The 24,613-nt window shown below is 64.8% G+C and carries 21 protein-coding genes; 12 read left to right on the plus strand and 9 right to left on the minus strand.

The features are described from left to right. Positions 1–70: 70 nt before the first annotated feature. The 4 genes from ettA to QD280_RS15165 form a co-directional block, all read right to left on the minus strand. Positions 71–1,732, minus strand: coding sequence for an energy-dependent translational throttle protein EttA (gene ettA, locus QD280_RS15150; RefSeq protein WP_043331392.1), 1,662 nt, complete (start codon positions 1,730–1,732; stop codon positions 71–73). 193 nt (positions 1,733–1,925) lie between these two features. Beyond that, positions 1,926–2,171, minus strand: a complete 246-nt coding sequence (locus QD280_RS15155) for a hypothetical protein (RefSeq protein WP_043331391.1) — start codon at positions 2,169–2,171, stop codon at positions 1,926–1,928. A gap of 299 nt (positions 2,172–2,470) precedes the next feature. Next, on the minus strand, positions 2,471–2,911 hold the full coding sequence (locus QD280_RS15160) for a PAS sensor domain-containing protein (protein ID WP_043331389.1): 441 nt from the start codon (positions 2,909–2,911) through the stop codon (positions 2,471–2,473). A gap of 269 nt (positions 2,912–3,180) precedes the next feature. Continuing rightward, positions 3,181–4,488, minus strand: a complete 1,308-nt coding sequence (locus QD280_RS15165) for an MFS transporter (RefSeq protein WP_279839895.1) — start codon at positions 4,486–4,488, stop codon at positions 3,181–3,183. Between the two features lie 353 nt (positions 4,489–4,841). On the opposite strand from QD280_RS15165, the gene QD280_RS15170 reads away from it, so the two are divergent. Then, positions 4,842–5,165, plus strand: a complete 324-nt coding sequence (locus tag QD280_RS15170) for a SelT/SelW/SelH family protein (protein ID WP_279839883.1) — start codon at positions 4,842–4,844, stop codon at positions 5,163–5,165. A gap of 27 nt (positions 5,166–5,192) precedes the next feature. Here QD280_RS15170 and QD280_RS15175 read toward each other — a convergent pair whose 3' ends face one another. Beyond that, the gene (locus QD280_RS15175; protein WP_279839884.1) at positions 5,193–6,218 is read right to left on the minus strand and encodes a zinc transporter ZntB; all 1,026 of its coding nucleotides are present in this window, start codon (positions 6,216–6,218) and stop codon (positions 5,193–5,195) included. Positions 6,219–6,362: 144 nt separating this feature from the next. Between QD280_RS15175 and QD280_RS15180 the strand changes: the two genes are divergently transcribed. Beyond that, complete coding sequence (locus QD280_RS15180) at positions 6,363–7,283, plus strand: DMT family transporter (RefSeq protein WP_192837528.1); 921 nt, start codon at positions 6,363–6,365, stop codon at positions 7,281–7,283. A gap of 39 nt (positions 7,284–7,322) precedes the next feature. On the opposite strand, the gene ppk2 is transcribed toward QD280_RS15180, so the two are convergent. Both ppk2 and QD280_RS15190 read right to left on the minus strand, forming a co-directional pair. After that, positions 7,323–8,243 (minus strand): polyphosphate kinase 2, encoded by a 921-nt coding sequence (ppk2, locus tag QD280_RS15185; protein ID WP_279839886.1) that lies wholly within the window; start codon positions 8,241–8,243, stop codon positions 7,323–7,325. Between the two features lie 204 nt (positions 8,244–8,447). After that, the gene (locus QD280_RS15190) at positions 8,448–9,188 is read right to left on the minus strand and encodes an arylesterase (protein ID WP_279832373.1); all 741 of its coding nucleotides are present in this window, start codon (positions 9,186–9,188) and stop codon (positions 8,448–8,450) included. 92 nt (positions 9,189–9,280) lie between these two features. Here QD280_RS15190 and QD280_RS15195 point away from each other — a divergent pair, with 92 nt between their 5' ends. From QD280_RS15195 to QD280_RS15240, 10 genes are all read left to right on the plus strand, one after another. Continuing rightward, entirely contained in the window at positions 9,281–10,084 is an 804-nt protein-coding gene (locus QD280_RS15195) for an ABC transporter ATP-binding protein (RefSeq protein WP_192837531.1), read from the plus strand. Then, positions 10,077–12,800, plus strand: coding sequence for an FtsX-like permease family protein (locus tag QD280_RS15200; RefSeq protein WP_279839887.1), 2,724 nt, complete (start codon positions 10,077–10,079; stop codon positions 12,798–12,800). The genes QD280_RS15195 and QD280_RS15200 overlap by 8 nt, the downstream gene beginning before the upstream one ends. Positions 12,801–13,032: 232 nt before the next feature. Next, on the plus strand, positions 13,033–14,295 hold the full coding sequence (gene glyA / locus QD280_RS15205; protein WP_153636359.1) for a serine hydroxymethyltransferase: 1,263 nt from the start codon (positions 13,033–13,035) through the stop codon (positions 14,293–14,295). 277 nt (positions 14,296–14,572) lie between these two features. Then, positions 14,573–14,854 (plus strand): hypothetical protein, encoded by a 282-nt coding sequence (locus QD280_RS15210; RefSeq protein WP_107336213.1) that lies wholly within the window; start codon positions 14,573–14,575, stop codon positions 14,852–14,854. A 222-nt stretch (positions 14,855–15,076) separates the two neighbouring features. Beyond that, the gene (locus QD280_RS15215; RefSeq protein WP_279839888.1) at positions 15,077–15,961 is read left to right on the plus strand and encodes an FCD domain-containing protein; all 885 of its coding nucleotides are present in this window, start codon (positions 15,077–15,079) and stop codon (positions 15,959–15,961) included. Positions 15,962–16,053: 92 nt separating this feature from the next. After that, the gene (locus QD280_RS15220; protein ID WP_279839889.1) at positions 16,054–17,136 is read left to right on the plus strand and encodes a TRAP transporter substrate-binding protein; all 1,083 of its coding nucleotides are present in this window, start codon (positions 16,054–16,056) and stop codon (positions 17,134–17,136) included. A 166-nt stretch (positions 17,137–17,302) separates the two neighbouring features. Further along, positions 17,303–17,959, plus strand: coding sequence for a TRAP transporter small permease (locus tag QD280_RS15225; protein WP_153636355.1), 657 nt, complete (start codon positions 17,303–17,305; stop codon positions 17,957–17,959). Beyond that, complete coding sequence (locus QD280_RS15230; RefSeq protein WP_043331381.1) at positions 17,959–19,260, plus strand: TRAP transporter large permease subunit; 1,302 nt, start codon at positions 17,959–17,961, stop codon at positions 19,258–19,260. Before QD280_RS15225 ends, QD280_RS15230 begins: the two co-directional genes overlap by 1 nt. Before the next feature lie 304 nt (positions 19,261–19,564). Further along, entirely contained in the window at positions 19,565–20,461 is an 897-nt protein-coding gene (locus tag QD280_RS15235) for an HAD-IIB family hydrolase (RefSeq protein ID WP_192837537.1), read from the plus strand. A gap of 41 nt (positions 20,462–20,502) precedes the next feature. Then, a complete protein-coding gene (locus tag QD280_RS15240) occupies positions 20,503–21,714 on the plus strand; it encodes a hypothetical protein (protein WP_054555542.1) in 1,212 nt (403 codons plus the stop codon). An 88-nt stretch (positions 21,715–21,802) separates the two neighbouring features. On the opposite strand, the gene QD280_RS15245 is transcribed toward QD280_RS15240, so the two are convergent. Continuing rightward, on the minus strand, positions 21,803–23,701 hold the full coding sequence (locus QD280_RS15245; RefSeq protein ID WP_279839890.1) for a sugar phosphorylase: 1,899 nt from the start codon (positions 23,699–23,701) through the stop codon (positions 21,803–21,805). A gap of 363 nt (positions 23,702–24,064) precedes the next feature. Next, positions 24,065–24,313, minus strand: coding sequence for a GlsB/YeaQ/YmgE family stress response membrane protein (locus QD280_RS15250; protein WP_043331379.1), 249 nt, complete (start codon positions 24,311–24,313; stop codon positions 24,065–24,067). Positions 24,314–24,613: the final 300 nt, after the last annotated feature.

Consider the following 24,613-nt stretch of genomic DNA (forward strand, 5'->3'; position numbering starts at 1 on the left):
CCCCCACCGGATGACCGGTGAGGGCGTCTTGCGGCTTGCGTCGATCAGCGTGGCTGACCTTGCAGGCTCATCAGGCGTCGATACGCTTGTACTTCATGCGTTTGGGAGCATCGTTGCCGACACGCGCGTGATAGTCCGCTTCGTACTCGGTATAGCTGCCTTCGAAGAACACCACGTTGGAGTCACCCTCGTAGGCGAGGATGTGGGTCGCGATGCGATCCAGGAACCAGCGGTCGTGCGAGATGACCATCGCGCAGCCCGGGAAGGCCAGCAGGGCCTCTTCCAGGGCACGCAGGGTCTCGATGTCCAGGTCGTTGGACGGCTCATCCAGCAGCAGCACGTTGGCAGCCTGCTTCAGGGTCTGGGCCAGCTGCAGACGGCCACGCTCACCACCGGACAGATCAGACAGACGCTTCTGCTGGTCAGTGCCCTTGAAGTTGAAGCGGCCGACATAGGCGCGCGACGAGACTTCATGGCCATTGATGTTGAGCATGTCTTGACCGCCGGAGACGGCTTCCCAGACGGTCTGATTGTCTTCCAGACCATCACGCAGCTGCTCGACGTAGGCGACCTTGACGGTCTCGCCCAGCACGACTTCGCCGCTGTCCGGGGTGTCCTTGCCGGTCACCAGCTTGAACAGCGTGGACTTGCCCGCACCGTTGCCGCCGACGATACCGACGATGGCACCCTGAGGGATGGTGAAGGACAGATCATCGAACAGCAGCTTGTCGTCGAAACGCTTGGTGACGTTGTGCAGCTCGATGACCTTGTCGCCCAGGCGCGGTCCCGGCGGAATGTAGATCTCGTTGGTCTCGTTGCGCTTCTGGAAATCACCGGACTGCATTTCCTCGAAGCGGTTGAGACGCGCCTTGCTCTTGGCCTGACGGCCCTTGGGATTCTGACGAACCCACTCGAGTTCCTGCTGGATGGCCTTGTTGCGCGAGGCTTCCTGCTTGGCTTCTTGCTGCAGGCGAGCGTCCTTCTGCTCGAGCCACGAGGAATAGTTGCCTTCGAAGGGAATGCCCTGGCCACGGTCCAGCTCGAGAATCCAGCCGGCGACGTTGTCGAGGAAGTAGCGGTCGTGGGTGATGGCGACCACGGTGCCGGAGTAGTCGTGCAGGAAGCGTTCCAGCCAGGCGACGGATTCGGCGTCCAGGTGGTTGGTTGGCTCGTCCAGCAGCAGCATGTCCGGGCTCGAGAGCAGCAGACGGCACAGTGCGACACGGCGGCGCTCACCACCGGACAGCACGCCGACATTGGCATCCCACGGCGGCAGGCGCAGTGCTTCGGCGGCCACTTCCAGCTTGCGCTCGAGGTTGTGGGCGTCGGAGGCCTGGATCAGGTCTTCCAGCTTGGCCTGACGCGCGGCGAGGGCGTCGAAATCGGCGTCCGGCTCGGCGTAGGCGGCATAGACTTCATCAAGTTCGGTCTGGGCGTTCTTGATGTGGGCCAGGGATTCTTCCACGCACTCGCGCACGTTCTTGGAATCATCCAGTTCCGGCTCCTGGGGAAGGTAGCCGACATTCAGACCCGGCATGGGACGTGCTTCGCCGTTGTAGTCCTGATCGACGCCGGCCATGATGCGCAGCAGCGAGGACTTGCCCGAGCCGTTGAGACCGAGCACACCGATCTTGGCACCCGGGAAGAAGGACAGCGAGATGTCCTTGAGAATCTCGCGCTTCGGGGGAACGACCTTGCCCACCCGGTTCATGGTATAGACGTATTGCGCCATGGAATCCCAATTTGGTTGGAGAATGGAATGACGCGCAGATGATAGTGCCCGGCGTCACGCTTGGCCAGCCGGGCAGCCTGTGCCAGGCGAGCGCGGCGACTCACTGCATGACATTCCCTGTCCTGACGTCGACCCCTTCCATGGCCTGTCCGTTCCCTGGTATCCCTTCCCCTGCACGCCGCTGGCGGCGAGCTTACTCCTCTTCGCCCCAGTCGCTGGCGTCGATCAGATCATCATCATCGGCTTCATCGTCCCAGCCTTCGCGGATGGAGCGAGCCAGGGCGCGCTCCTCGAGCAGGGCTTCAAGACGTTGGCGGGAGTCATTGCGTTGTGGCTTGGCAGGTGCGCTGGAGGGCGACAGCTCGAAGTCCACATCGGTGGGGCTGTCTTCGGCGAGTGCCGTGGCATCGATATCATCGAGGAATTGTTCACGGGCCATGGGCGGACCTCACGATCTTGGAACGACCTACCCGATATCCAGCGCCTGGACTGGCCTGTGATACCGGGCACCGCCAGCGGCGATGCGCCGAAGGCTCTCTGGCTATATACCGCCCGTTGACGAGGATGACAAGCCTTTCGCTCAGCTCGTCAGGGCTTTCGCCAACTGCCACTGGCGAGAGGCCCACAACGACAACGCCCACCGGTGGGGTGGGCGTTGATGGTGCCATGCGGCATCTGATCTTCAGTGACTGCTCTTCAGTGACCGTTCTTCACTCAGCGGCCTTGAGCGTCCGGCGCTCAATTGGACTCGCTGGGGTGCTCCGCGCGCAGGCGTTCCAGCTCTTCCTTGGCGGTCATCAGGCCGGTGACATCCTTCTGGACGCCAACGAAATACTGCAGGTTGTCATGCTCATCGAAGACCGGTGTCATGGAAAGTTCATTCCAGAACAGGCTGCCATCCTTGCGATAGTTGCGCAGTATCTCGCGGCACGGGCGCTTGTCGCGCAGCGCGGCACGGATGTTGTCCAGCTGCGGCTGATCGCGGTCATCATTCTGCAGGAAGCGGCAATCGCGGTAGAGAATCTCGTCGGCGCTGTAACCGGTGAGGCGCTCGAAGCCCTGATTCACGTAGATCAGGATGTTCTCATCGCCTTCCTGTTCCGCCACCACGATGCCATCGTCCGAGGCATTCACGACTCTCTCGAGCAGCTCGGGGCTGATCATGTGGGGTCTTTTCATCTGACTCTGATCCTTGCGGCTTAAGAACCCGGCCATGAAGACCGAGCCCGAGAGTACGGGTATAGGGTGCCTGTCCGTGTACCCGGACATTCCAGCACCATGATCGGTTTCACTATGGCGGGGAGACGCGGCTTATGCAATCGCAGCCGCTAATGTGACAGGGCCCGACATCCTTGTCAGGCCCTGTCAGCGTAAGAGTCGATCAGATCAATAAGGGGGAGAGAGGGGTACAGGGGTAACAGGGGAGCCGTCACGCCCGCCCCGGATGCTCAGTCGTCCTCCACCTCCGGCAGGCGCTGCGCGCAGAGCGCGGCACAGGCCGCGACGACCGCCAGAATCATCAGCAACCATTCACTGCCCAGCCACTGGGCGAGACCGCCGATCAACAACCCCAGCACCAGCATCAGCACGCCGGTCAGGGTGTTGGAAAGTGCGACGTAGAGGGCACGGTTGTCAGAGGTGGCGAGATCGACCACGTAGGTCTTGCGTCCCAGGCGGATACCGGCGTGGGCGATCACCAGCAGCCCGTAGACCAGCGCGTAGCTCCAGATGTTGTCGGCCAGTGCCTGCGGCCACCAGGCCATGCTGCCGGCCAGGGCGCAGCAGACGGCGGCGCCGGCCCCTGCGTTGCGCATCACGCGGCGGCTGGAGGTGTCGGCCAGCCTGCCCCAGATGGGGCTGGCCAGCATGCCGGCCAGTCCTGATACCAACACCAGCACGCCCAGTCCGCCCAGGCTCTCACCGCTCTGCTGCTGGCCGAGCAAGGCGATATACGGCAGTGCCAGCGCGCTTGAGAGCAGCAGGGCGCGCGCCAGATTGAAGTTGCGGAAGGCGGCGTCATGCTTGAGCTGGATGACCCCGTCACGCACTGTCTCCCAGGCATTGGCGCCGCCGCTGGTGGCACCGCTGTCCTCGCGGATCATGGCGGCGCACAGGGCATTGAGTGTCCAGCCCAGCGCCGCGATGGCCATCAGTATCGCCAGCACCTGCTGCCCGGGCTGCTCGCCCAGCAGCATCAAGGCGACACCAGCCAGCAGGGTCATCGCCCCCGCCACACTGCCACTCCAGCCCATCAGGCGCCCGCGGCGCTTCTTGGCGATGGTCTTGCCCAGCACGTCCTTGGTGGCGATGGAGGCCACCCCGCGCCCGAGCGACAGCAGGATCAACAGGATCAGTACCAGACTGCCCGCGAGGGTGCCATCGAGCCCGTGACGCGTGGCGAAGTTGCCCTCGGCCAGCAGGCTGATCATCACCAGCCCCAGTGCCATCAAGGCCTGGATGGAGGCCCCGGCGACCCACACCCACTTGCGTTGCGGCAGTGGGCGAATGAAGCCTGCCACCAGCAGCTGAGGCAGCAGGGCGCCCGCCTCGCGAATCGGCACCAGCAGCCCCACCATCCACACCGGCGCCCCGATCAACCCCAATAGCCACGGCAGTACCAGCCGCGCACTGGCCATCTCGTCGGCCAGTTTGGTACCCAGCGAGGCCAGCAGGTGACGCCAGAAATTGCCGGGTTGCTGGTGGCAGGCATCCTCGGAGATGTCCTTGCACATGCGCGAATCTTCATCGCCGGTCATGCGCTCGAAGAAGCGACTCTGACCGCTGCCCGACGGCCTCTCGTGGGCTTTGTCTGCAGACTCCCGCTCAGTCTCGCGGTCTTGAGCGTCTGACGGTGAGGAGGCCTCGGTAGAGGAAGACAGGGGTGACATGTGGCCAGGGCTCCGCTATCGGCGTCGTGTACGGGAAGTCGTGATGCAGATCACGCCCGTGCTGCCGGTTGAAGAAGGATCGATCGCAGTGCGACGTCACTGAAGGAATGACTGCGCCGAGTATAGTTTATGTACAGTTTGTGTGTAGGTTTTTGGTGTTGACCATTGCGCGACAGTGCAGTGAAGTGATCATTACATCATTGATTGGAGTAGGCACCACCATGGATCAGGCATCCACGCTGAAAGTCCGGATTCACTACTGCACCGGCTGCAACTGGCTGTTGCGAGCGGCCTGGTATGCACAGGAACTGCTGTCCACCTTCGGAGAAGACCTCGGTGAGGTGGCCTTGGCGCCGAGTCACGGCGGCCATTTCGAGGTGCTGTGCCAGGCCACTCCTGATTCGGAGTGGCTGGTACTGTGGGAGCGCAAGCGCGACGGCGGCTTCCCCGACAGTCGTGACCTCAAGCAGCGCGTGCGTGATGTGCTCGATCCTGAGCGCGATCTGGGCCATATCGACCGCGCCAGTCGTGAGCAGAGCTCGTAAGCAGCTGTGTTTACGGCATGGGTTCGATCACCACCATTTCTTGCGCTTGAGCAGCCACATCTGCATCGCCACCACGCCCAGCGTGATGCCGACGAAGGCAGCGAAGCCCCACTGGCTGTCGCTGCCCGGTATGCCGCCGACGTTGACCCCCAGCAGCCCGGTGAGAAAGCCCAGCGGCAGGAAGACGGCGGTGATGACCGACAACAGATACATGCGCTGGTTGAGCTGCTCGTTGTGCTCACTCATGCGCTGTTCATGGATGATCAGCGCGCGCTCCTGCATGGCCTGGAAATCCTCCACATAGCGCGACAGCTGGTTGGCGATCTCGCGCAGGTCCAGACGCGCCTGCTCATCGATCCACAACGGCCCCTGGGAGAGTTGTGCCAGACAGTCGCGCTGCGGCCCCATGAAGCGTCGCAGGGTGATCAGGGGGCGCCGCAGGCGGGTAATGTCATCGGGGTCGATCTCGACATCATTGAGCTGGTCTTCCTCGATGATGGCGAGCTGCTCATCGAGGCGATGGCTGAGTTCCGCCACGCGATCGACCAGCGCATCGCTGAGCATCGCCAGCAGCCAGGAGATGCTTTCCGCGCCCTGGCCGGCCTCCAGTTGCTCACGCACCTGAGTGATCGACTGGAACGGCCGGCGGCGCAGGGTGATCAGGCGGGTTGGGCTCATCCACAGGCGCAGTGACAGCAGGTCCTCCGGCGCGGCGCCGGGATTGAGGTTGATGCCGCGCAGCGTGGTGACCATGCCGCCGCCGAAGCGCGCCACGCGCGGGCGGGTGTCCAGCTCGGTCAGGGCCTCGATGCTCGGCTCATCCAGCTGGGCAAGGTCGTCCAGGTAATCATTGACGTCGCCGCGGGTGTAATCGAGGTGCATCCAGATCAGCGCTTCGGGGTCCTGCCATTGCTCGCGCAGGCTGTCGTCATCGAGCAGGCTGGCGCCGCCCTTGCCATCCAGGCGATAGGCGCTGACCAGTGCCGTGGTCGGGGCATCTCCCGCAGGGGGCGCGGGTGCCGGCGCGGCTTGCGGATCGGTGGCATCAGTCATTCACGAAATTCCTTTTTGGTGGCGCGGCTTGCAGCAGCGGGCAGGGCACGCGATGCTCGAATGTCAGGCCGTGGGCATTGTCGGTGCCATCGCCGTGACACTCATCGCCAGGAAGGCGATACCCGAAATGCGAGGAAGGATGCCATGAGTCAGGATAGGGAAGCCATGCTCTACGGTCTGGGCGCCGTGGCCTTGTGGTCGACGGTGGCGACCGCCTTCAAGCTGGCGCTTGAGCAGATGTCGCCGCTGGAGCTGGTATGGCTGGCGGCACTGGTGTCGTGGTTGTTGATCGGCGTGCTGATGTGGCGTCAGGGCAAGCTGCGCGAAGCGCTCACCACCGGCTGGCGGGGCGGCTGGCGTACGGCACTCTGGGCCGGGTTGATGAATCCGGTCGGCTACTATCTGGTGCTGTTCGGCGCCTACGCGCGGCTGCCGGGCCAGGAGGCGATGGCGCTCAATTACACCTGGGCGCTGGCGATGGCGTTTCTCGCCGTGCCGATTCTCGCGCAGCGCCTGACGCGCATCGATGTCGCGGCGGGGCTGATCGCCTACGCCGGTGTGTGGACCATCGCCACGCGTGGCGAGATATTCGATGTCGCCTTCGCCGACCCGCTGGGCGTCGGGCTGGCGCTGGGCTCGACCCTGCTGTGGGCGCTCTACTGGTTGCTCAATGCGCGTGATCCGCGCGCACCGCTGGTCGCCCAGTGGCAGAACTTCAGCATCGCCTTGCCGGTGCTGACGCTGCTGGTGGCCTTCGGGCCGGGCTTTGGCAACTTCATCGGCGCAAGCGCCAACCCCCAGGCGCTGACGGCGGGCATCTATGTCGGCCTGTGCGAGATGGGTATCGCCTTCGTGCTCTGGCAGCTGGCGGTGCACAAGGTGTCGCGCACCGCCAAGGTCTCCAACCTGATCTTCCTGTCGCCACCCATCTCATTGACGCTTCTGCACTTCATCGTCGGCGAGCCGATCCTGACCTCGACACTGGCGGGGCTGGTGCTGATTCTGGCCGGACTCGGCCTGCAGCAGCTGCAGAAGGCGCCGGCAGAACTGTCACAGTCGACCTGAGCGAGCCGCGCCGTCGGCGCACAGCCTGCCAATCAGTCGTCAGTCGTCGGGCAGGATGAGGCGATCGGCATCCACCACGATCAGCGGGTCCGGGGTGCCGATCATCTTCTTGTCCTTGCCGGGGTAGTCGAGCTGACTGAGCACATGGCGTAGCGCGCCGATACGGGCCCGGCGCTTGTCGTCGGAGCGGATCAGCGTCCAGGGCGCATGATCGCTGTGCGTGCGCGCGAACATCGCCTCGGCGGCATCGGTGTACTCATCCCATTTCTTCTGCGCCACGGCGTCCATCGGTGACAGCTTCCAGTGGGTCAGCGGGTCGGCGGCGCGCTTGGCGAAGCGGATCGATTGCTCCTCGCGGGATACCGAGAAGTACAGCTTGACCAGGTGCAGGCCATCCTCGACCCACAGGCGCTCCTGCTGGGGCACCTGCACCAGAAAGCGTTCGACTTCCTCCGGCGTGGCGAAGCCCATCACCGCCTCGACCCCCGCGCGGTTGTACCAGCTGCGATCGAACAGCACGATTTCGCCACTGGTGGGGAAGCGCGAGACGTAGCGCTGGAAATACCACTGACCCTTTTCCGTCTCGTTGGGCTTGTCGAGGGCGACGATGCGCGCGAAACGTGGATTGAGATACTCCATGAAGCGCTTGATGGTGCCGCCCTTGCCGGCGGCGTCACGCCCCTCGAACACGATGGCCAGGCGTCCGCCACTGTCGCGCAGCCAATGCTGCACCTTGAGCAGCTCGATCTGCAGCGCCCGCTTCTCGGCCTCATAGACCTTGCGCTTGAGGCGCTCGTCGTAGGGGTAGGCGTCACTGGAGACCGGCCCCAGCGTCATGCGCGGGGCATCGCCAGTGGCGTGCTTCTTGCTGGCCTTGCCCTTGGCATCCTTGCTCTTGGCATCCTTGGCCTTCGAATGCGCCTTGCCGGCATCCGCCTTCCTGTTGTTGGATTTACTCATGGCAGTACTCCCTGTGAGGATGGGGCCTGGCCCCGACGACCGACGACCGACGACCGACGGCCCGGGCTGATGACGTCAGCGCTGCAAGGCCTCATGGCCCAGGCGGCCTGCCTGACAGGCACTGATCAGGCAGGCGCGGATTGTCATCTCGCGGCAAGGTAGGCGCATGCAAGCTGTCGTGATATGCGCCGCGCCTGATATTGATTACTCCGCTGATGCCGTGTGTTGCGCCAGTGGCGCGAGTGTCGGCCAGATGGTGTCGAGCAGTTGCGGTTGCGCCTTGGCGGTGGGGTGAATGCGGTCCTGCTGCATCAGCTTCTCGCTGGCCGGGGCCGTGGCGATGCCCTCGAGGATGAAGGGCACCAGCGGCACGGAATATTCATCGGCCAGATCCCGATAGACCTGACGGAAGGCATCGGTGTAGGCCGGGCCGTAATTGGGCGGAATCTCGATGCCGAGCAGCACGGGCTGGGCATCAGCGTCCTCCACGGCCTCGATCATGCTGGCCAGATTGGCCTGCATGCGGGCGGGGGGCAGGCCACGCAGGCCGTCGTTGCCGCCCAGTTCGATCATCACCAGTGAAGGGTCGTGTCGCTCGAGGAGTGCCGGCAGACGGTTGAGGCCGCCTTCGGTCGTGTCGCCGCTGATGCTGGCATTGATGACCTCAGGCGCATCGCTGCCCAGGTTGTCCTCGAGGCGCTCGTCGAGCAGCGCGACCCAGCCCTGGCTGCTGTCGATGCCGTAGCCGGCCGAGATGGAGTCACCGACCACCAGCCACGGGGCCGGCGCATCGGCCAGCGCCACCTGGGGCGTCAGCACGGCCACGAGGCTCAGTGCCGTACTGGCGAGGGCATTGCGCAGTCGCTTGAGTCCCGGCGTGCCGGGGGCTTTGCCACCGCTCGCCAGGCACTGGGTGTCACGGCGATTCACTAGCCATTTCTGCATTCATCATCTCCATCATCTGCACACTATTCATACCCGTTTCGGGGTCTGGAGTTCGTGCCCACCCCGTTCTCTACCATAAGCGAGCAGACACGATGTCACATAACGCCTCCATTAACGACGCGACGCATGCGTCGGATCAAACCTCGTCAGACACGCAGGCCAGCGCAACGCCTGCGCCGGTGCTGGAAGTGAGCGGGCTGGCGCAGCGGGTGACCAGTGGCGAAGGGCGCCTGACCATCCTCGAGGACCTGGAGCTTGCCGTGCAGGCCGGTGAGAGCGTCGCCATCATTGGGGCCAGCGGTTCCGGCAAGTCGACGCTGCTGGGCCTGCTGGCGGGGCTGGACAGCCCGAGCGAGGGCGATATTCGCCTGTTCGGAAGCTCGCTTGCAGGGCTTGATGAGGATGGTCGTGCGGCGCTGCGCGCGGGACAGGTCGGCTTCGTGTTCCAGAACTTCCAGCTGCTGCCGACGCTGACGGCGCTGGAGAACGTGCTGATGCCGCTGGAGCTGGCCCCGCAGGGCGATATCGAGGCGCAGGCACGTGACTGGCTGACGCGGGTCGGGCTGGGAGAGCGACTCGATCACCTGCCGCGCCATCTGTCCGGCGGCGAGCAGCAGCGCGTGGCCATCGCACGCGCCTTTGTCGCGGGGCCGGGGCTGGTGTTCGCCGATGAGCCGACCGGCAATCTGGATACCGCCACCGGCGAGCGCATCGCGGAGCTGCTGTTCACCCTCAACCGTGAGCGGGGCACCACGCTGATTCTGGTCACCCATGATCTGACGTTGGCCAGGCGTTGTGATCGCTGCCTGAATCTCGAGGCCGGCAAACTGGTGGAGTGGAAGGATGAGGCGAGTGCGCCGGCCGTGGCGACGCCACAAGGAGGCGACGATGTCTGAGTCCCGGGTGTCTGACCGCGCGGCGACATCTTCCGCCAACGCGCAGCGCCCGCGTGGGGCGCGCCTGCCGCTGGCGCTGCGTGGCCTGCTGCGCGACCTGCGCGCCAGTGATGTGCGCGCGCTCTTTCTGGCACTGATGCTGGCGGTCGCCGCGACCACCATGATCGGCTTCTTCCTGGATCGTCTCGACCGTGGTCTCAATCGCCAGGCGAGCCAGCTGCTCGGCGGGGACCTGGTACTGGAGTCCAGCAACCCGCTGGACCCGCGCTTCGCCGAGGCCTTCCGCGCAGCGGGGCTTGAGATGTCGCCGCAGCTGGGCATGGTCTCGATGGCCTCGCACGGCGACAGCTTCGTGCTGTCGAGTCTCAAGGCGGTGTCGCCGGGCTATCCGCTCGCCGGCCGGGTGGAACTGGAGTCGGATGCCTCGGGCGAGGAGGCTCAGGCGCCAGGCACCAGTTCACGCGCGGAGATTCCGCCGCCGGGCGAGGCTTGGATCGTGCCGCGCCTCGCCATGGCGCTGTCGGCCGAGGTCGGCGATACCCTGACGGTCGGGCGCAAGCAGCTGACCATCAGTGGCCTGATCACGCGTGAGCCTGATCAGCAGGGTGGCTTTTCCGAGTTCAGTCCGCGCCTGATGTTCAACATGCAAGATCTCGACGCCACTGGTCTGATCCAGCCCGGCTCGCGGATGGAATATCGCCTGCTGGCGGCGGGCGACCCGGCGGCGGTGCAGCAGGCACGTGATGCCATCGCGCCGCTGCTGGCGAGTGCCGACAACGCCGAGGTGCGGCTCAAGGACGTGCGCGAAGACCGCCCGCGTCTGGGGCGCTCACTGGAGCGTGCCGACAAGTATCTGAGTCTGGCCGGGCTGGTGGCGGTGCTGCTGGCCGGGGTCGCGGTGGCGATGTCGACGCGCCGCTATGTGGAGCGTCATCTGGATAGCGCCGCGCTGTGGCGCTGCTTCGGTGCCTCTCAGCGTCAGTTGTCACGGCTGTTCGCGGCCCAGCTCGGCTGGTTGGCCCTGTTGGCGAGTACCGGAGGGGCGGTGCTGGGCCTGTTGGGGCAGATGGGGCTGGTGGCGCTGCTGGAGCGCTTCCTGCCGCTGGAGCTGCCCGCGCCGGGGCCGCTGCCGCTGGCGTTGGGGATTCTGACGGCGCTGGCGGTGCTGGTCGGCTTCGCCGGCCCGATGCTGCTGCGTCTGCGTCAGGTCAGCGCGCTCAAGGTGCTGCGGCGTGAGCTGGCCCCGCTGCCTGCCTCGGCGTGGGTGGTGGTGGCGATCGCCAGTCTGGTGTTCGGCGCCCTGATGTGGCTTTACTCGGGCGATCTCATGCTGGCGGCCGGCCTGCTGGTCGGTGGCATCATCGCGCTGGGCCTGTTGATGGTGGTGGGGCAGCTGCTGCTGTCGCTGATGCTCAAGGTAGTGGCCCGCATGCGCGGTCAGGGCGGCTGGAGCCGGCCGATTCGCCTCGCCGGCAGCATGCTCGCCAGGCGGCGCGGCGCCAGCCTCGGCCAGCTGGTCGCCTTTGCCGTGACCTTCGCGGCGATGGCGTTGATCGCGCTGGTACGCGGTGACCTGATCACCCGCTGGCAGGCGCAGATTCCGACCGATGCGCCCAATCACTTCGCGATCAATATCCAGCCTAGAGAGCAGCAGGCCTTCGGCGAGCAGCTGACCGCGATGGTGGATGAGCAGGCCGGCGACAGCCAGAGCGAGCTCTACCCGATGGTGCGTGGACGTATCACGGCGCTCAAGGGCGAATCCCTGCTGGGACGCACCCAGCAGCGTCTGCAGGCAGCCCAGTCGGATCAGCCAGCGGCAGGCGGCATGCAGGAAGGACGCAGCGACGAGGGGGATGGCGAGCAGCAGGGCGTCCCGCAGCGTGAGCTGAACCTGACCTGGCATCGTGATCTGCCGGACCACAACCGCCTGTCGGCGGGCGAGTGGGCACCGATCAGTGATTTCGCCGATGCAGACAGCGAGACGCGCAGTCGCCTCGCCGCCACGCAGGGCGTGCCGGTGTCGATGGAGGAGGAGCTTGCCGAGCGCATGGGGCTGGTCATCGGTGACAGCCTGTCGTTCACCATCGGCAGCGAGACCGTCAAGGCGCAGGTGGTCAATCTGCGCCATGTCGACTGGGACAGTTTCCTGCCCAACTTCTACGTCATCTTCCCGCCCGGTGCGCTCGAGAGCTTCGCCCACAGCTACATGACGGCGTTTCATCTCGAGGATGAGCGCAAGCTGGCGCCGCTGGTGCGCGACTACCCCAGCGTGTCGTTGATCAATATCGACGCCATTCTGACCCGTGTGCAGGAGCTGATTGCCCAGGTGTCGCGCGCGGTGGAGCTGATTCTGGGGCTGGTGCTGCTGGCGGGGGCCAGCGTGCTCTACGCGGCGCTGGTGGCCAGTCGTCCGGCACGTGAGCACGAAGGCGCGCTGTACAAGGTGTTCGGCGCCGGTCAGGGGCTGCTGGCACGCCTGCAGGCCGCTGAGTTCGTGCTGCTCGGTCTGCTCAGTGGGCTGCTGGCGGCGATGCTCGCCGAAGGCGCGGCGGTCGGACTCTATTCCGGCTGGCTGGGGCTGCCGGTGGTGCTGCATCCGTGGCTGTGGGTGCTGCTGCCGCTGGCGGGCGGCGTGTTGATCGGCGGGCTGGGCTTCTGGCTGTCGAGAGAAGTGAGGCGCCAGCCGCCGATGGCGGGGCTGCGCGCCCTGCAGTGAGCGCTGTCAGGCCTCGTCATCGCAGCGCCGGATGATCACGTCTGACGACGTCAACCTGCGGCCTCATGATCGTTGTCTCGGTCATGGGGCCGTCTTGCGTTAACAATGATGCTGATTCATGTGAATCGGACCGCTGGCTGAGGTATCATGCTGGTCCTGATCTTACCCCCAGATGGCGAGCCGGCCGCGCCGGAATTCGCTGTCGTCATCACCCTTCAGGCGAGGACACCCGATGTTCACCCGTGACATGCAGATTGCCGGTTTTGATGATGCGCTCCTGAGCGCCATGGACGACGAAGTCGTTCGCCAGGAAGCTCACATCGAGCTGATCGCCTCCGAGAACTACGCCAGCCCCCGCGTCATCCAGGCGCAAGGCTCCCAGCTGACCAACAAGTACGCGGAAGGCTACCCGGGCAAGCGTTACTACGGCGGTTGCGAGTTCGTCGACAAGGTCGAGCAGCTGGCCATCGATCGTGCCTGCGAACTGTTCGGTGCTACCTACGCCAACGTTCAGCCGCACGCCGGTTCCCAGGCCAACAGTGCCGTCTTCCAGGCGCTGGTCTCGCCGGGCGACACCATTCTGGGCATGAGCCTGGACGCGGGTGGTCACCTGACTCACGGTGCACGTCCGAACTTCTCCGGCAAGCACTACAACGCCGTGCAGTACGGTCTGGGCGAGAACGGCCTGATCGACTACGCCGAAGTCGCGCGTCTGGCGCGTGAGCACAAGCCGAAGATGATCATCGCCGGCTTCTCCGCCTACTCCCAGATCATCGACTGGGCCGAGTTCCGCAAGATCGCCGACGAAGTGGGTGCCTACCTGCTGGTCGATATGGCCCACGTGGCCGGTCTGGTCGCCGCTGGCGTCTACCCGAGCCCGCTGCCCCACGCCCACGTCGTCACCACCACCACGCACAAGACCCTGCGCGGTCCGCGTGGCGGCCTGATCCTGTCCGCCGAAGGCGATGCCGACATCGAGAAGAAGCTGAACTCCGCTGTCTTCCCGGGTGGCCAGGGCGGCCCGCTGATGCACGTCATCGCGGCCAAGGCAGTGTGCTTCAAGGAAGCGATGGACCCGGCCTTCACCACTTACCAGAAGCAAGTGGTCAAGAACGCCAAGGCCATGGCGTCCGTGTTCCTGGAGCGCGGCTTCGAAGTCGTCTCCGGCGGCACCGAAGACCACCTGTTCCTGCTGTCTCTGGTCAAGCAGGGCCTGACCGGCAAGGACGCTGACGCTGCGCTGGGCCGTGCCCACATCACCGTCAACAAGAACGCCGTACCGGGTGACCCGCAGTCGCCGTTCGTCACCTCCGGTCTGCGTATCGGTACCCCGGCCGTCACCACGCGTGGCTTCCAGGAGCAGGAGTGTCTGGAACTGGCCGGCTGGATCTGCGATATCCTCGATGCGATGGTCGCCGGCGATTCCGCCGCTGCCGAAGCCGAGGTGCAGGCCAAGGTCTCCGCCGTCTGTGCACGTCTGCCGGTCTACGCCTGAGGCGTGACGAGGTGCCAGCCCGGCTGGCCCTCACTGCAGGAGTGCTGACAGTGGCATAACGCTGTCATGCACCAGACAAGAAACGCCTGTCGCGCAAGCGGCAGGCGTTTTTTTGTGCCCGCACCACGGCCAGCCGAGGCCGAGTGGCGTGGTGCACAGCGGGGTGGGAGAGTGGTCAACCAGCGCTCAGAAAGATCAGCCTGTGCCCGGGAGCGGACGCGCTACGCTATTCTCGATGCCGGACACACTCTGCTCATCTTCGTGCAAGGAGGCTTTCATGGCCGTCATGCAGCACCATGCCTTTCTGATCCTGGTCGAGAACAGCGGCAATACCTCACTGAGCAGCCAGGGCAGCGGCGAGGTCCGCATTTCCGTCGCCACGCTGGGGACGCTGAGGGCGGCCGAGCGGCTGGTCAGTGAGCTGGTCGCCCAGGGCGTCAGCCAGATCGAGCTGTCGGCCAGCTTCGGCGCGGCAGGCGAGGAAGCGCTGAGAACGGTGGTCGCGGACAGCGGTGCCGAGCGTACGGTGTCGATCGGGCGCGTGCGATTCACGGCCTGACGCTGCACAAGGGGGAAATTGCCAGTACCTGAATAGTCCTTTCGCAACATGGAGTTGCGTAAAGGTGTGACCAAAGTCGGGTCTCACCCTTGGTCTAGGGTGTCTTGTTGGCATGTCTGACATGGGCTATTCCTTGACGGACAAGAGCGCGCCGCGATGCATCCCGTGAAGGATGTGCGCGAGCTACAAATGACGCGCCACGCCATCAAGGAACGTTCGATCATGACCACGCCTCCCACGAGTGCCGCTGGCGGCAGCCCGCGCGCCAATGCCTCTTCTGGAACGTCTGCCTCAGCTGGCGACACCTCGACCGCGCGCGTCGATGTCGCCGAATGGCTGGCGCAGGCCATCTTCGAGAATCGCTACCCGCCGGGCAGCCTGATTCCTCGTGAGCTGGACCTGTGCGATCAGCACGCCCAGAGCCGCGCCACCGTGCGCACCGCGATCCAGAGCCTGGTCAATGCCGGGATTCTCACCCGCACCACCGGCCAGGGCACCCGCGTCAATCCGCTCAGCGAGTGGCATCTGCTCGATCCGCGTGTCACCGGCTGGATGACGCGCTACGCGATGCCGCATCCACAGCTGGCACGGGACATCTACGCCTTCCGTATCTCCATCGAACCCTTCGTCGCCGCCCTGGCGGCTACCGAGGCCACCGCCCAGGACCTGTCCGCCATCGAGCAGGCCTACGACGGCATGGCCGCAGCGGTGCATGGCGGCAGCGCCATGGAGGAGTTCGACCGCGCCGATATCGCCTTCCACGACGCCATCTTCGCCGCGACCCACAACGTCATCTGGGCGCAGCTTGGCCATGTGCTCAAGCCGTCGATCAGCCTGCTGGTGGCGACTTCCAATCACAATGCCTCGGAGCTGGGTGACAGCCTCGGCCGCCATCGCGCGGTGATGGAGGCGATTCGTCTGCGCCAGCCCGATGCCGCCCACGCCGCGACCCTGCATGTGCTGGACCGCACCGGCCAGGACCTCGGGCTTGCCATGCCTGCGGCCTCTGAAGGCAGCCATCCCGCCGGGCGCGCCCAGGAACCGCTGGAGCTGCTGCGCCGCTTCGGCCAGCTGCCCAGCCTGTCTGCACCGCTATCAAGCGAGTGAACGGCACCTCGCGGCGTTTCGCCACGCCGGGAAGTGCCTGCACGTCTTCCACTGACCCTAGAACGTCATAACAACAAGCCAGGAGTTTCACCATGCCGCGTTCCACTATCTCGTCGCTCACCACTACCTCGCCGCTCACCACTGCCGCTCCCGCCCGTTGCACGCTCAAGGCGCTGGCCCTGTCCACCGCCGTGGCCGCCACGCTGATCGCCACACCGAGCTGGGCCGCCGAGTACGAATGGACCTTCCAGACCTCCGAGACGGCCGGGGAGCCGCAGTTCGAGGTCAAGAAGGCCTGGGCCGACAGCATCAAGACCATGTCGGATGGCCGCATCGCCATCGAGATCCTGCCGGTCAATGCCGTGGTGCAGGCCAACCAGACGCTGGATGCCGTCAGCGCCGGCATCCTGCAGGGCCACCTGACCGATCCATCCTACTTCTCAGGCCAGAATCCGGCCTTCGGCATGCTGGGCAATCTGGTGGGGGCCTGGGGTGACCCGCTGGAATATCTCGAGTACATGCAGCACGGCGGCGGTGAGGAGCTCTACAACGAGCTGGTCGAGCCCTACGGCGTGCACCTGATCGGCGCGGGCGCCACCGGGCTTGAGTCCTTCGTCTCCAAGAAGCCGGTACGCACCGTCGATGACCTCAAGGGCCTCAAGGTGCGTGCGCCGGAAGGCATGGTCTACAACATCTTCCAGAAGGCCGGCGCGGCGCCCGTCAACCTGCCGGGTTCCGAGGTCTACACCGGTCTGGAGAAGGGCGTGATCGACGCGGCGGATTACACCGTCTTCGCCACCAATGATGACCAGGGCCTGCACAGCTTCGCCAAGTACCCGTCCTACCCGGGCTTCCACTCCTTGCCGATGGTGGCGGTGTCGATGAACAAGGGCATCTGGGACGGCCTGCCGGCGGATCTCAAGGCGATCATGGAGACCGCCACCGACGCGATGGCCTACGACATGGTCTTCACCCTCAAGGCGCGTGACATCAAGGCGGTGAGCGCGGCGCGTGCCAATCCGGATATCGAGGTGATCGACATGGCGCCGGAGGAGCGCGCCAAGTTCCGTCGCATCGCGCAGCAGGAGTGGAAGGTGTGGGCCGAGAAGAATGAGCTGACCGGCAAGGTCTACGAGTCCGTGGTCAGCTTCCTGACCGACCGCAACCTGATGTGAGCCCGCTGGCGCGCGGGATGGGCGCCAGCCGCCGTGTGGCAAGAGGCAGCTAGTCACGCTTTTGGCGACACGATCGCAGAACGATAAAGACGCAGGAGATCAAGGTCGGCGTGCTCACTGGGCGCGCCGATTCTCCTTGAGGCAGCGAGTCAGCAAGGAATTCGATATGGCAGAACATGATGTGGCGTCGCCGGGGCTACCCGAGGCGTCGGATGACCACGACCCGAATCTGGGCACGCGGACGCCGCTGGACCGCCTGGTGGGCAAGGGCACGCGCGCCGCGGCGTGGCTGGTATTGCTGGCGATGGCGATCAGCGTATTCGAGGTGGTGATGCGCTACGGCCTCGATTCGCCGACCTCCTGGGTGCACGAGACGGTGATCTTCCTGGTCGCGACCAGCTTCGCGCTGGGCGGCCCGGCGGCCCTGGCCAACAATCGCCATATTCGCGTGCGTGTGCTCTACGACCTGGTCGGCACGCGCTTTCGCTACGTGCTGGACTGCTTCAATGACGTGATGACGTTCGTCTTCTGTCTGGCGATGAGCTATGCGGGCTGGGTGATGTTCTGGCGTGCCTCGCACAGTCCGCTGGGCGAGTGGCAGCTGGAGCGATCCGGCACCTCATGGAATCCGCCGTTTCCGGCGCTGACCAAGGGCGTGATCCTGTTCGCGCTGGCGGTGATGACCCTGCAGGCGCTGTGGCATCTCTACCAGACCTTCTTCTCGCCCCGTCCGCCCGAGGGCGGCAGTGAGGGAAGTGGCGCATCCGACGCCACTTCCGATGCCGCTCCCGACGCCACAGCTGACCACAAGGAGCCGCGCTGATGGATATCGCAACGGCTACGATGCTGCTGGTCGGCGGCATCTTCGCGCTGCTGGTCACCGGCCTGCCGCTGGCCTTCGTCACCGGCCTGGTCGCGCTGGCCTACACCTTCGGCTGGTTCGGCCCGATGGCGCTGCCGCTGGTCACCAGTCGTGTCTATGGCTTCGTCACCGAGTATTCGCTGGTGGCGGTGCCGATGTTCGTGTTGATGGCCTCGCTGCTCGATCGCTCGGGGATCGCCAAGGACCTGTTCAATGCCATGCGCGTGATGGCAGGGCGACTGCCCGGCGGCGTGGCGATCCAGACCATCGTGGTGGCGTTCTTCCTCGCCGCGATGTCCGGCATCATCGGCGGCGAGATCGTGCTGCTGGGGATTCTGGCACTGCCGCAGATGCTCAGGCTCGGCTATGACAAGCACATCGCCATCGGCGTGGTGTGTGCCGGCGGCTCGCTGGGCACCATGATGCCGCCCTCCATCGTGCTGATCATCTATGGTCTGATCGCCAACCAGTCGATCGCGGACCTGTTCACCGCGGCGATCACCCCGGCCATCGTGCTGATGGCAAGCTACATCATCTACGTGCTGATCCGCTGCCTGCGCAACCCTTCACTGGGGCCGGTGATGCCCGAGGAGGAGCGCCGCGCCAGCTTCCAGAGCAAGCGTGAGCTGCTCAAGGCCATCGGTGTGCCGGCGGTCATCGCGGGGCTGGTGCTGGGCTCCATCTACGGTGGCGTGGCCTCGGTGACCGAAGCCGCGGCGATGGGCAGCTTCGGCGTGCTGGTGGCGGTGATGCTGCGCGGCGAGTTCTCCATCACCCTGATGCAGCGTGCGCTATCCCAGACCATGAACACCTGCGGCATGATCATCTGGATCGGTATCGGCGCGGCGGCGCTGGTCGGGGTCTACAACCTGATGGGCGGCAACCGCTTCGTGTCGAGCATGATTCTTGGCCTGGATATCCCGCCGCTGGCGATCATCATGGTGATGATGGCGATCCTGCTGCTGTTGGGGCTGTTCCTCGACTGGATCGGCATCGCGATGCTGACCCTGCCGATCTTCGTGCCGATCATCGTGCAGCTCGGCTACGACCCGGTATGGTTCGGCGTGCTGTTCGCGGTCAACATGCAGGTGTCCTTCCTGTCGCCACCCTTCGGGCCTGCCGCCTTCTATCTGAAAGGCGTGGCACCGGAAGGCATCAGTCTCAAGGATATCTTCGTCTCGCTGCTGCCGTTCATCGCCATCCAGCTGTGCGTGCTGGCGATGTTGCTGCTGTGGCCGCAACTGTCGCTGTGGCTGGTCTAGTCTCTACAGACGTTGCCCGCTTGCCGAAGACTCGACGCCCTCGCAGATGCGAGGGCGTCGTCGTTGGTGACGAAAGATTTGCGCCGTCGTGTGGCGGGGCATCATGCAAGGCAGGCTTTGTGCTCTCTTGTGGTGCAAATGAGCGGACGCACAAACACGGTCACGATGAGAGGGGGCAGGCTGTCATGGCAGATGCACCATCTTGGCACATTCCCTGCAATGCTCTTGCAATGCCTGTCCGGTGCCACGAGATCCTGTCGAGGTGACCCCCGACACGCTGCAGCACTTCACGAGGAGAGTTCACATGTCAGAGACTCAAGCACCGCTGTTGTTGCTGACCGATCTGGATGGCTCGCTGCTGGATCACCACGATTACTCGCCGGGGCCGGCGCGCAGCTGGCTGACCCGCCTGCGCGCGCGCGGTGCCTGGATCGTCCCCAACACCTCCAAGACGGCGGCCGAACTGGCGCCGCTGATGGACTCGCTGGGCTTGGCGGGCCAGCCGTGGATCGCCGAGAACGGCGGCGTGGTGGCGTTGCCGGCCGATTGGCTGAGCGCCTACCCGCTGGAAGAGGCCAGCACCCCGGATGCACACGGCCTGTGTCGTATCGCGGTGGCGATGCCCCGCGACAGGATTCTCGCGGTGCTGGAGGAGCTGAGCGGAGAATTCGCCTTCGAGGGCTTCGCCTCGATGTCGGTGGCGAGAATCAGCGAACTGACGGGGCTGGGGGAGGGCGACGCGGCCCTGGCGGGACAGCGTGATGCCAGTGAACCGCTGGTGTGGCGCGACGCGCCGGAGCGTCTCGAGGACTTTCGCACGCGCCTGGCCAGTCATGGCCTCAAGCTGACACGTGGTGGGCGCTTCCACCATGTGACCGGGGACAGCGACAAGGGCGTGGCAGCGCGCTATCTGATCGCCCGCTACCGGCTCTGCGAGCGGGTGCGCCCCTGGACGCTGGGCTTCGGTGATGGCGCCAATGACCTGCCACTGCTGGCCGCCGTCGACAACGCTGTGCTGATCCCCGGCGTCGGTGATACCTCACAGCGTGATCGGGAGCTTGCCGATTATCCGCAACTGGCGGATGAACGCCGCTGTTTTCGCGCCAATCTCCCCGGACCGCAGGGATGGGTCGAGGGATTGCGTCACTGGCTGGCCAATGGCCAGCCGGAAGAATGGACATCCAGAGGTCTGGGCGCCTGACGCCTGCCTGATGCGTGTCTTCGGCATGACAAGGAGCTGACATGAGCGATTTTTACCAGAATGGCATCATCACCAACTTCCATAACCTGACCGATCGTCCGGTGGAAGATCTCGAAGCGGACCTGATGCGCTTCTCCCGCAAGCGACCGATGAGCCTGATTCTGCCGTCGCTGTATTCCGAGCTGGAAGGCCCGGCGCTCAAGCATATCGTCGAGGAGCTGGCCCAGGTGCCCTACCTCAGCGAGATCGTGATCGGGCTGGACCGCGCCGACCGTGACCAGTTCGAGCATGCCAAGGAATTCTTCTCACATCTGCCGCAGCATCACCGCATCCTGTGGAACGACGGCCCGCGTCTGCGGGCGCTGGATGAGGAGCTGACCGAGCATGGCCTGGCGCCGATGGAAGCCGGCAAGGGGCGCAATGTCTGGTACTGCTCCGGTTACGTGCAGGCCTCGGGCATCGCCGAGGCGGTGGCACTGCATGACTGCGATATCGTCACCTATGACCGCGGCCTGCTGGCGCGGCTGATCTACCCGGTGGCCCATCCGCAGTTCAACTACGAGTTCTGCAAGGGCTACTACTCGCGCATCGCCCAGGGCAAGCTGAACGGCCGCGTGGCGCGCCTGATGGTCACGCCGCTGATCCGTGCGCTCAAGAAGGTCTATGGCCCGCTGCCGTACCTGGATTATCTCGACAGCTATCGCTATCCGCTGTCCGGCGAATTCTCGATGCGCACCGACGTGCTGGCGGACATCCGCATTCCCAGTGACTGGGGGCTGGAGATCGGCGTGCTGTCCGAGGTGCATCGCAACTATTCCACCAAGCGCCTGTGTCAGGTGGATATCGCCGATGCCTACGATCACAAGCACCAGCCGCTGTCCGAGGAAGATGCGCTGGGCGGCTTGAATCGCATGAGTCTGGACATCGCCAAGGCCATGTATCGCAAGCTGGCCACGCTGGGCGTCGAGATGCACGGCGAGACCTTCCGCACCATCAAGGCCACCTATTACCGTATCGCGCTGGACCTTATCGAGACCTACTACAACGATGCCGTCATGAATGGCCTGACGGTGGACCGCCACAGCGAGGAAGCGGCGGTGGAGCTGTTCGCCGCCAACATCATGGATGCCGGCAGCGCCTTCCTCGACAATCCGCGCGACAAGCCCTTCATCCCGAGCTGGAACCGGGTGCAGTCAGCCGTGCCGGACCTGCTCGAGCGCATGCACGAAGCGGTGGAGCTGGACAACCAGTAACGCTCGCGGCGGGAAACAGCAAGACCAACGACAACGGGGCTGCCACTGGCAGCCCCGTTGTCGTTGGCAGGAGGAGAAAAAGAGGGTGTCAGACGACCTCGATGGCCGGCGGGCGCACGGTTTGCTCCATCAGCCAGGCCGCCTGATAGGGACGGCGAGCCATGGTGGGGTCGTAGGCCTTGTCGTGGCACAGGTGGTCGGTCAGCGCGACGCCTTGCCAGCTTTCCGGCAGAGGCAGCACGCGCGGCTGATCCGTGACATTGAGGGCGAACAGCAGGCGACGCCCTTCATGGGTGACACGCTCGAAGACGAAGAAATCCGGGCCGACATCGAAGACATTCTGGTCGGCGTCCGGGTGGAAGCAGGGTTCGTTGCGGCGCAGTGCCATGCGGCGCTTGAGGGCGTGGAAGACCTCATGGGTCGCGGTGTTGGGGCTTGCCAGCAGCGCTTCCAGTTCATCACGCTGCCATTTGCGGCGGTTGATGGCGCGCAGATGGCCATCGCGCTCGACGCCTTCCTGGTGGTTGGGAGTCGCGGTCAGCGAGTGGATGTACAGCCCCGGGATGCCCTGCAGGCTCAGCATCAGGGTCTGGCTGGCGATGAAGCGCTCGATCTGCCACGGGTCCTGGCCGCGCCGCGTGCCCTTGAGCGCATCGAAGTAGCTGATGTTGAGCTCATAGGGGGTGTCGGCGCGCCCGGGGTTGGCGCGCATGCTGACGTAGCCACCGAAGTCATGCACCAGCCGCACCAGGGTGTCGCGCTCGTGGTCGGGCAGCAGTCCCTCAAGGGCACGAACGCCGATACCATCGTGGCTGGCGGTGAAGTTGAAGTAGCTGCAGCCGGAAGGCAGTGACGGCAGGCTGGCGGCCCACTGGGTCAGGGCGCTGGCATCGCCGGAGGTCAGGGTGTGCAGCGTCAGCGGCGGCAGCGTGAACTGATAGATCAGGTGCGCTTCATCGGCCTGGGCGCTGCCCTCGATGGCGGTGAGGTCGTGCTGTGACAGGCGATCGAGCCCGAAGTAGGACATGTTCTCGGCGTGGGGCACGTTGGTCTCGGTGATCAACAGGCTGCCCGGCGCCAGATGGTCGACGATGGCGCGCAGCAGGCGCACCACGGCGTGTGTCTCCGGCAGGTGGATGCAGGAGGTGCCCTGGCGTTTCCACAGGAAGGCCACTGCATCGAGGCGGATGATGCCTGCGCCCTGCTCGAGGTAATAAAGCAGGATGCCGATGAATTCGAGCAGCACATCGGGATTGGCGAAGTTCAGGTCGATCTGGTCATCCGAGAAGGTTGCCCAAAGATGGCGCAGGCCACGACGGGTATGCACCGGCGTGAGCAGTGCAGACGGGCGCGGGCGCACGACCTCGGAGACATCGGTGTCGGGGTCCATCTCGATGAAGTAGTCGCGGCCGGGCTGCACGCCGGCCAGATAATCGGCGAACCACAGTGACTCGCGCGAGCAGTGATTGATGACCAGGTCTGCCATCAGGTCGCGGTGCTCACTCAGGCGCCGGATGTCCTGCCAGTCGCCGAGGACCGGATTGACCTCGCGATAGTGGATGACGCTGAAGCCATCATCGCTGCTCCACGGAAAGAAGGGCAGCACGTGGACACCGGACAGGCTGTCGTCCAGTCGGCTGGCGAGGAAGTCGTGCAGGGTCGCCAGTGGCGCCTCGCCTTCCTGCTGCAGGCTGTCGCCGTAGGTGATCAGCCACTGGTCGCGCTCGCTCCAGAGCGGCTCGCCTTCCGGTACGCGGGGGTTGAGGCGCGTGCGATGGAAATCCAGCACCGTCTCCAGGCGTCTGAGGACTTCTTCATGACGCTGTGGGTAGATTTCGGCGAGCAGGCGTGTGGCGTGCGCCTGGAAATCAGCTTGCGAGAGACGTTTGGCGAGAGAGACTCTGGCGCGCGGCCTGGCGCTGCCCTCGCTCGGCGCAGGATCGGGTGCAGTGGATGTCGAGTGATCGGGAGATGACGTATCGGACATGGGCAATCCTCGTGGCAGCAAAAGCGGTCAGACTCTGCCTCGTGAGCCGCAATGGGCAGAGCGTGTCGCGGGTGATCTTCGGGAAGCCCGCCGGCGCAACCCTGCGGGGGCCGGTGGCAAGACTGAAATCACATATCAGATGAAGTCGGCTGGCCGTCGTTTGGTGAAATGCCTGAATGGCGCATCGCTGAGCGGCGCCCGTGGGTGACGGCCTGGCGCCTTTACTCATGAGTCATGCACGCCTCGGGCCAGATTCGTCAAGCCTGCAAGGCAGGACGGCCAGCCTGCATGTGCCGGCTGGCCGTCCTGTCTGGCGTCATGTGGCCTGCGGCCAGCTGACGCCACTGCGCTTCATGACATGCTTTACTTGCGCAGCACGCGATACAGAATCAGCAGAATGACGGCGCCGAGCACGGCGATGACAAAGCTGGCCAGATTGAATCCCGTCACTTCTCCAAAGCCCATCAGGGTGCCGACCCAGCCACCGACCACGGCACCCAGGATGCCGATGATGCTGGTGACGATGATGCCACCCGGGTCCTTGCCGGGCACGATCACCTTGGCGATGATGCCGGCAATAAGACCGAATATGATCCATGCAATGATTCCCATGTCGCAGCTCCTTGCGTCATCGTGATCAATCTCGCGGCAGAGATCATCCGCCGCCAGTCGTGAAAGGATTTCACGGCTTGGGCAAGCGTCCTTGTGAGGCGCTGCACCCTGATGTCATCTTTCGGTTATCGGGCGGGGATTTCAAGCCTGCCGGGCAGGTTGATTGACGCTTTCGCCGCGGTGTCCGCCACCCGGGGCGACAATCCAGGAAACTCCTGTCGCCCTTTGGGTGCTCCCCAAGGCTAGTTCAGATAGGTCGGGGCTGACATAGGCTCCCGTGGCGGGGCCTTAACGGTTACA

This window comes from Cobetia sp. 1AS1 (genome assembly GCF_029846435.1).
GTDB classification, from domain to species: Bacteria; Pseudomonadota; Gammaproteobacteria; order Pseudomonadales; family Halomonadaceae; genus Cobetia; species Cobetia amphilecti.

Coding starts and splice junctions, on each gene's coding strand:
- ettA (WP_043331392.1), bottom strand. CDS start 1,732: ATGGCGCAATACGTCTATACCATGAACCGGGTGGGCAAGGTCGTTCCC.
- QD280_RS15155 (WP_043331391.1), bottom strand. CDS start 2,171: ATGGCCCGTGAACAATTCCTCGATGATATCGATGCCACGGCACTCGCC.
- QD280_RS15160 (WP_043331389.1), bottom strand. CDS start 2,911: ATGAAAAGACCCCACATGATCAGCCCCGAGCTGCTCGAGAGAGTCGTG.
- QD280_RS15165 (WP_279839895.1), bottom strand. CDS start 4,488: ATGACCGGCGATGAAGATTCGCGCATGTGCAAGGACATCTCCGAGGAT.
- QD280_RS15170 (WP_279839883.1), top strand. CDS start 4,842: ATGGATCAGGCATCCACGCTGAAAGTCCGGATTCACTACTGCACCGGC.
- QD280_RS15175 (WP_279839884.1), bottom strand. CDS start 6,218: ATGACTGATGCCACCGATCCGCAAGCCGCGCCGGCACCCGCGCCCCCT.
- QD280_RS15180 (WP_192837528.1), top strand. CDS start 6,363: ATGAGTCAGGATAGGGAAGCCATGCTCTACGGTCTGGGCGCCGTGGCC.
- ppk2 (WP_279839886.1), bottom strand. CDS start 8,243: ATGAGTAAATCCAACAACAGGAAGGCGGATGCCGGCAAGGCGCATTCG.
- QD280_RS15190 (WP_279832373.1), bottom strand. CDS start 9,188: ATGCAGAAATGGCTAGTGAATCGCCGTGACACCCAGTGCCTGGCGAGC.
- QD280_RS15195 (WP_192837531.1), top strand. CDS start 9,281: ATGTCACATAACGCCTCCATTAACGACGCGACGCATGCGTCGGATCAA.
- QD280_RS15200 (WP_279839887.1), top strand. CDS start 10,077: ATGTCTGAGTCCCGGGTGTCTGACCGCGCGGCGACATCTTCCGCCAAC.
- glyA (WP_153636359.1), top strand. CDS start 13,033: ATGTTCACCCGTGACATGCAGATTGCCGGTTTTGATGATGCGCTCCTG.
- QD280_RS15210 (WP_107336213.1), top strand. CDS start 14,573: ATGGCCGTCATGCAGCACCATGCCTTTCTGATCCTGGTCGAGAACAGC.
- QD280_RS15215 (WP_279839888.1), top strand. CDS start 15,077: ATGACCACGCCTCCCACGAGTGCCGCTGGCGGCAGCCCGCGCGCCAAT.
- QD280_RS15220 (WP_279839889.1), top strand. CDS start 16,054: ATGCCGCGTTCCACTATCTCGTCGCTCACCACTACCTCGCCGCTCACC.
- QD280_RS15225 (WP_153636355.1), top strand. CDS start 17,303: ATGGCAGAACATGATGTGGCGTCGCCGGGGCTACCCGAGGCGTCGGAT.
- QD280_RS15230 (WP_043331381.1), top strand. CDS start 17,959: ATGGATATCGCAACGGCTACGATGCTGCTGGTCGGCGGCATCTTCGCG.
- QD280_RS15235 (WP_192837537.1), top strand. CDS start 19,565: ATGTCAGAGACTCAAGCACCGCTGTTGTTGCTGACCGATCTGGATGGC.
- QD280_RS15240 (WP_054555542.1), top strand. CDS start 20,503: ATGAGCGATTTTTACCAGAATGGCATCATCACCAACTTCCATAACCTG.
- QD280_RS15245 (WP_279839890.1), bottom strand. CDS start 23,701: ATGTCCGATACGTCATCTCCCGATCACTCGACATCCACTGCACCCGAT.
- QD280_RS15250 (WP_043331379.1), bottom strand. CDS start 24,313: ATGGGAATCATTGCATGGATCATATTCGGTCTTATTGCCGGCATCATC.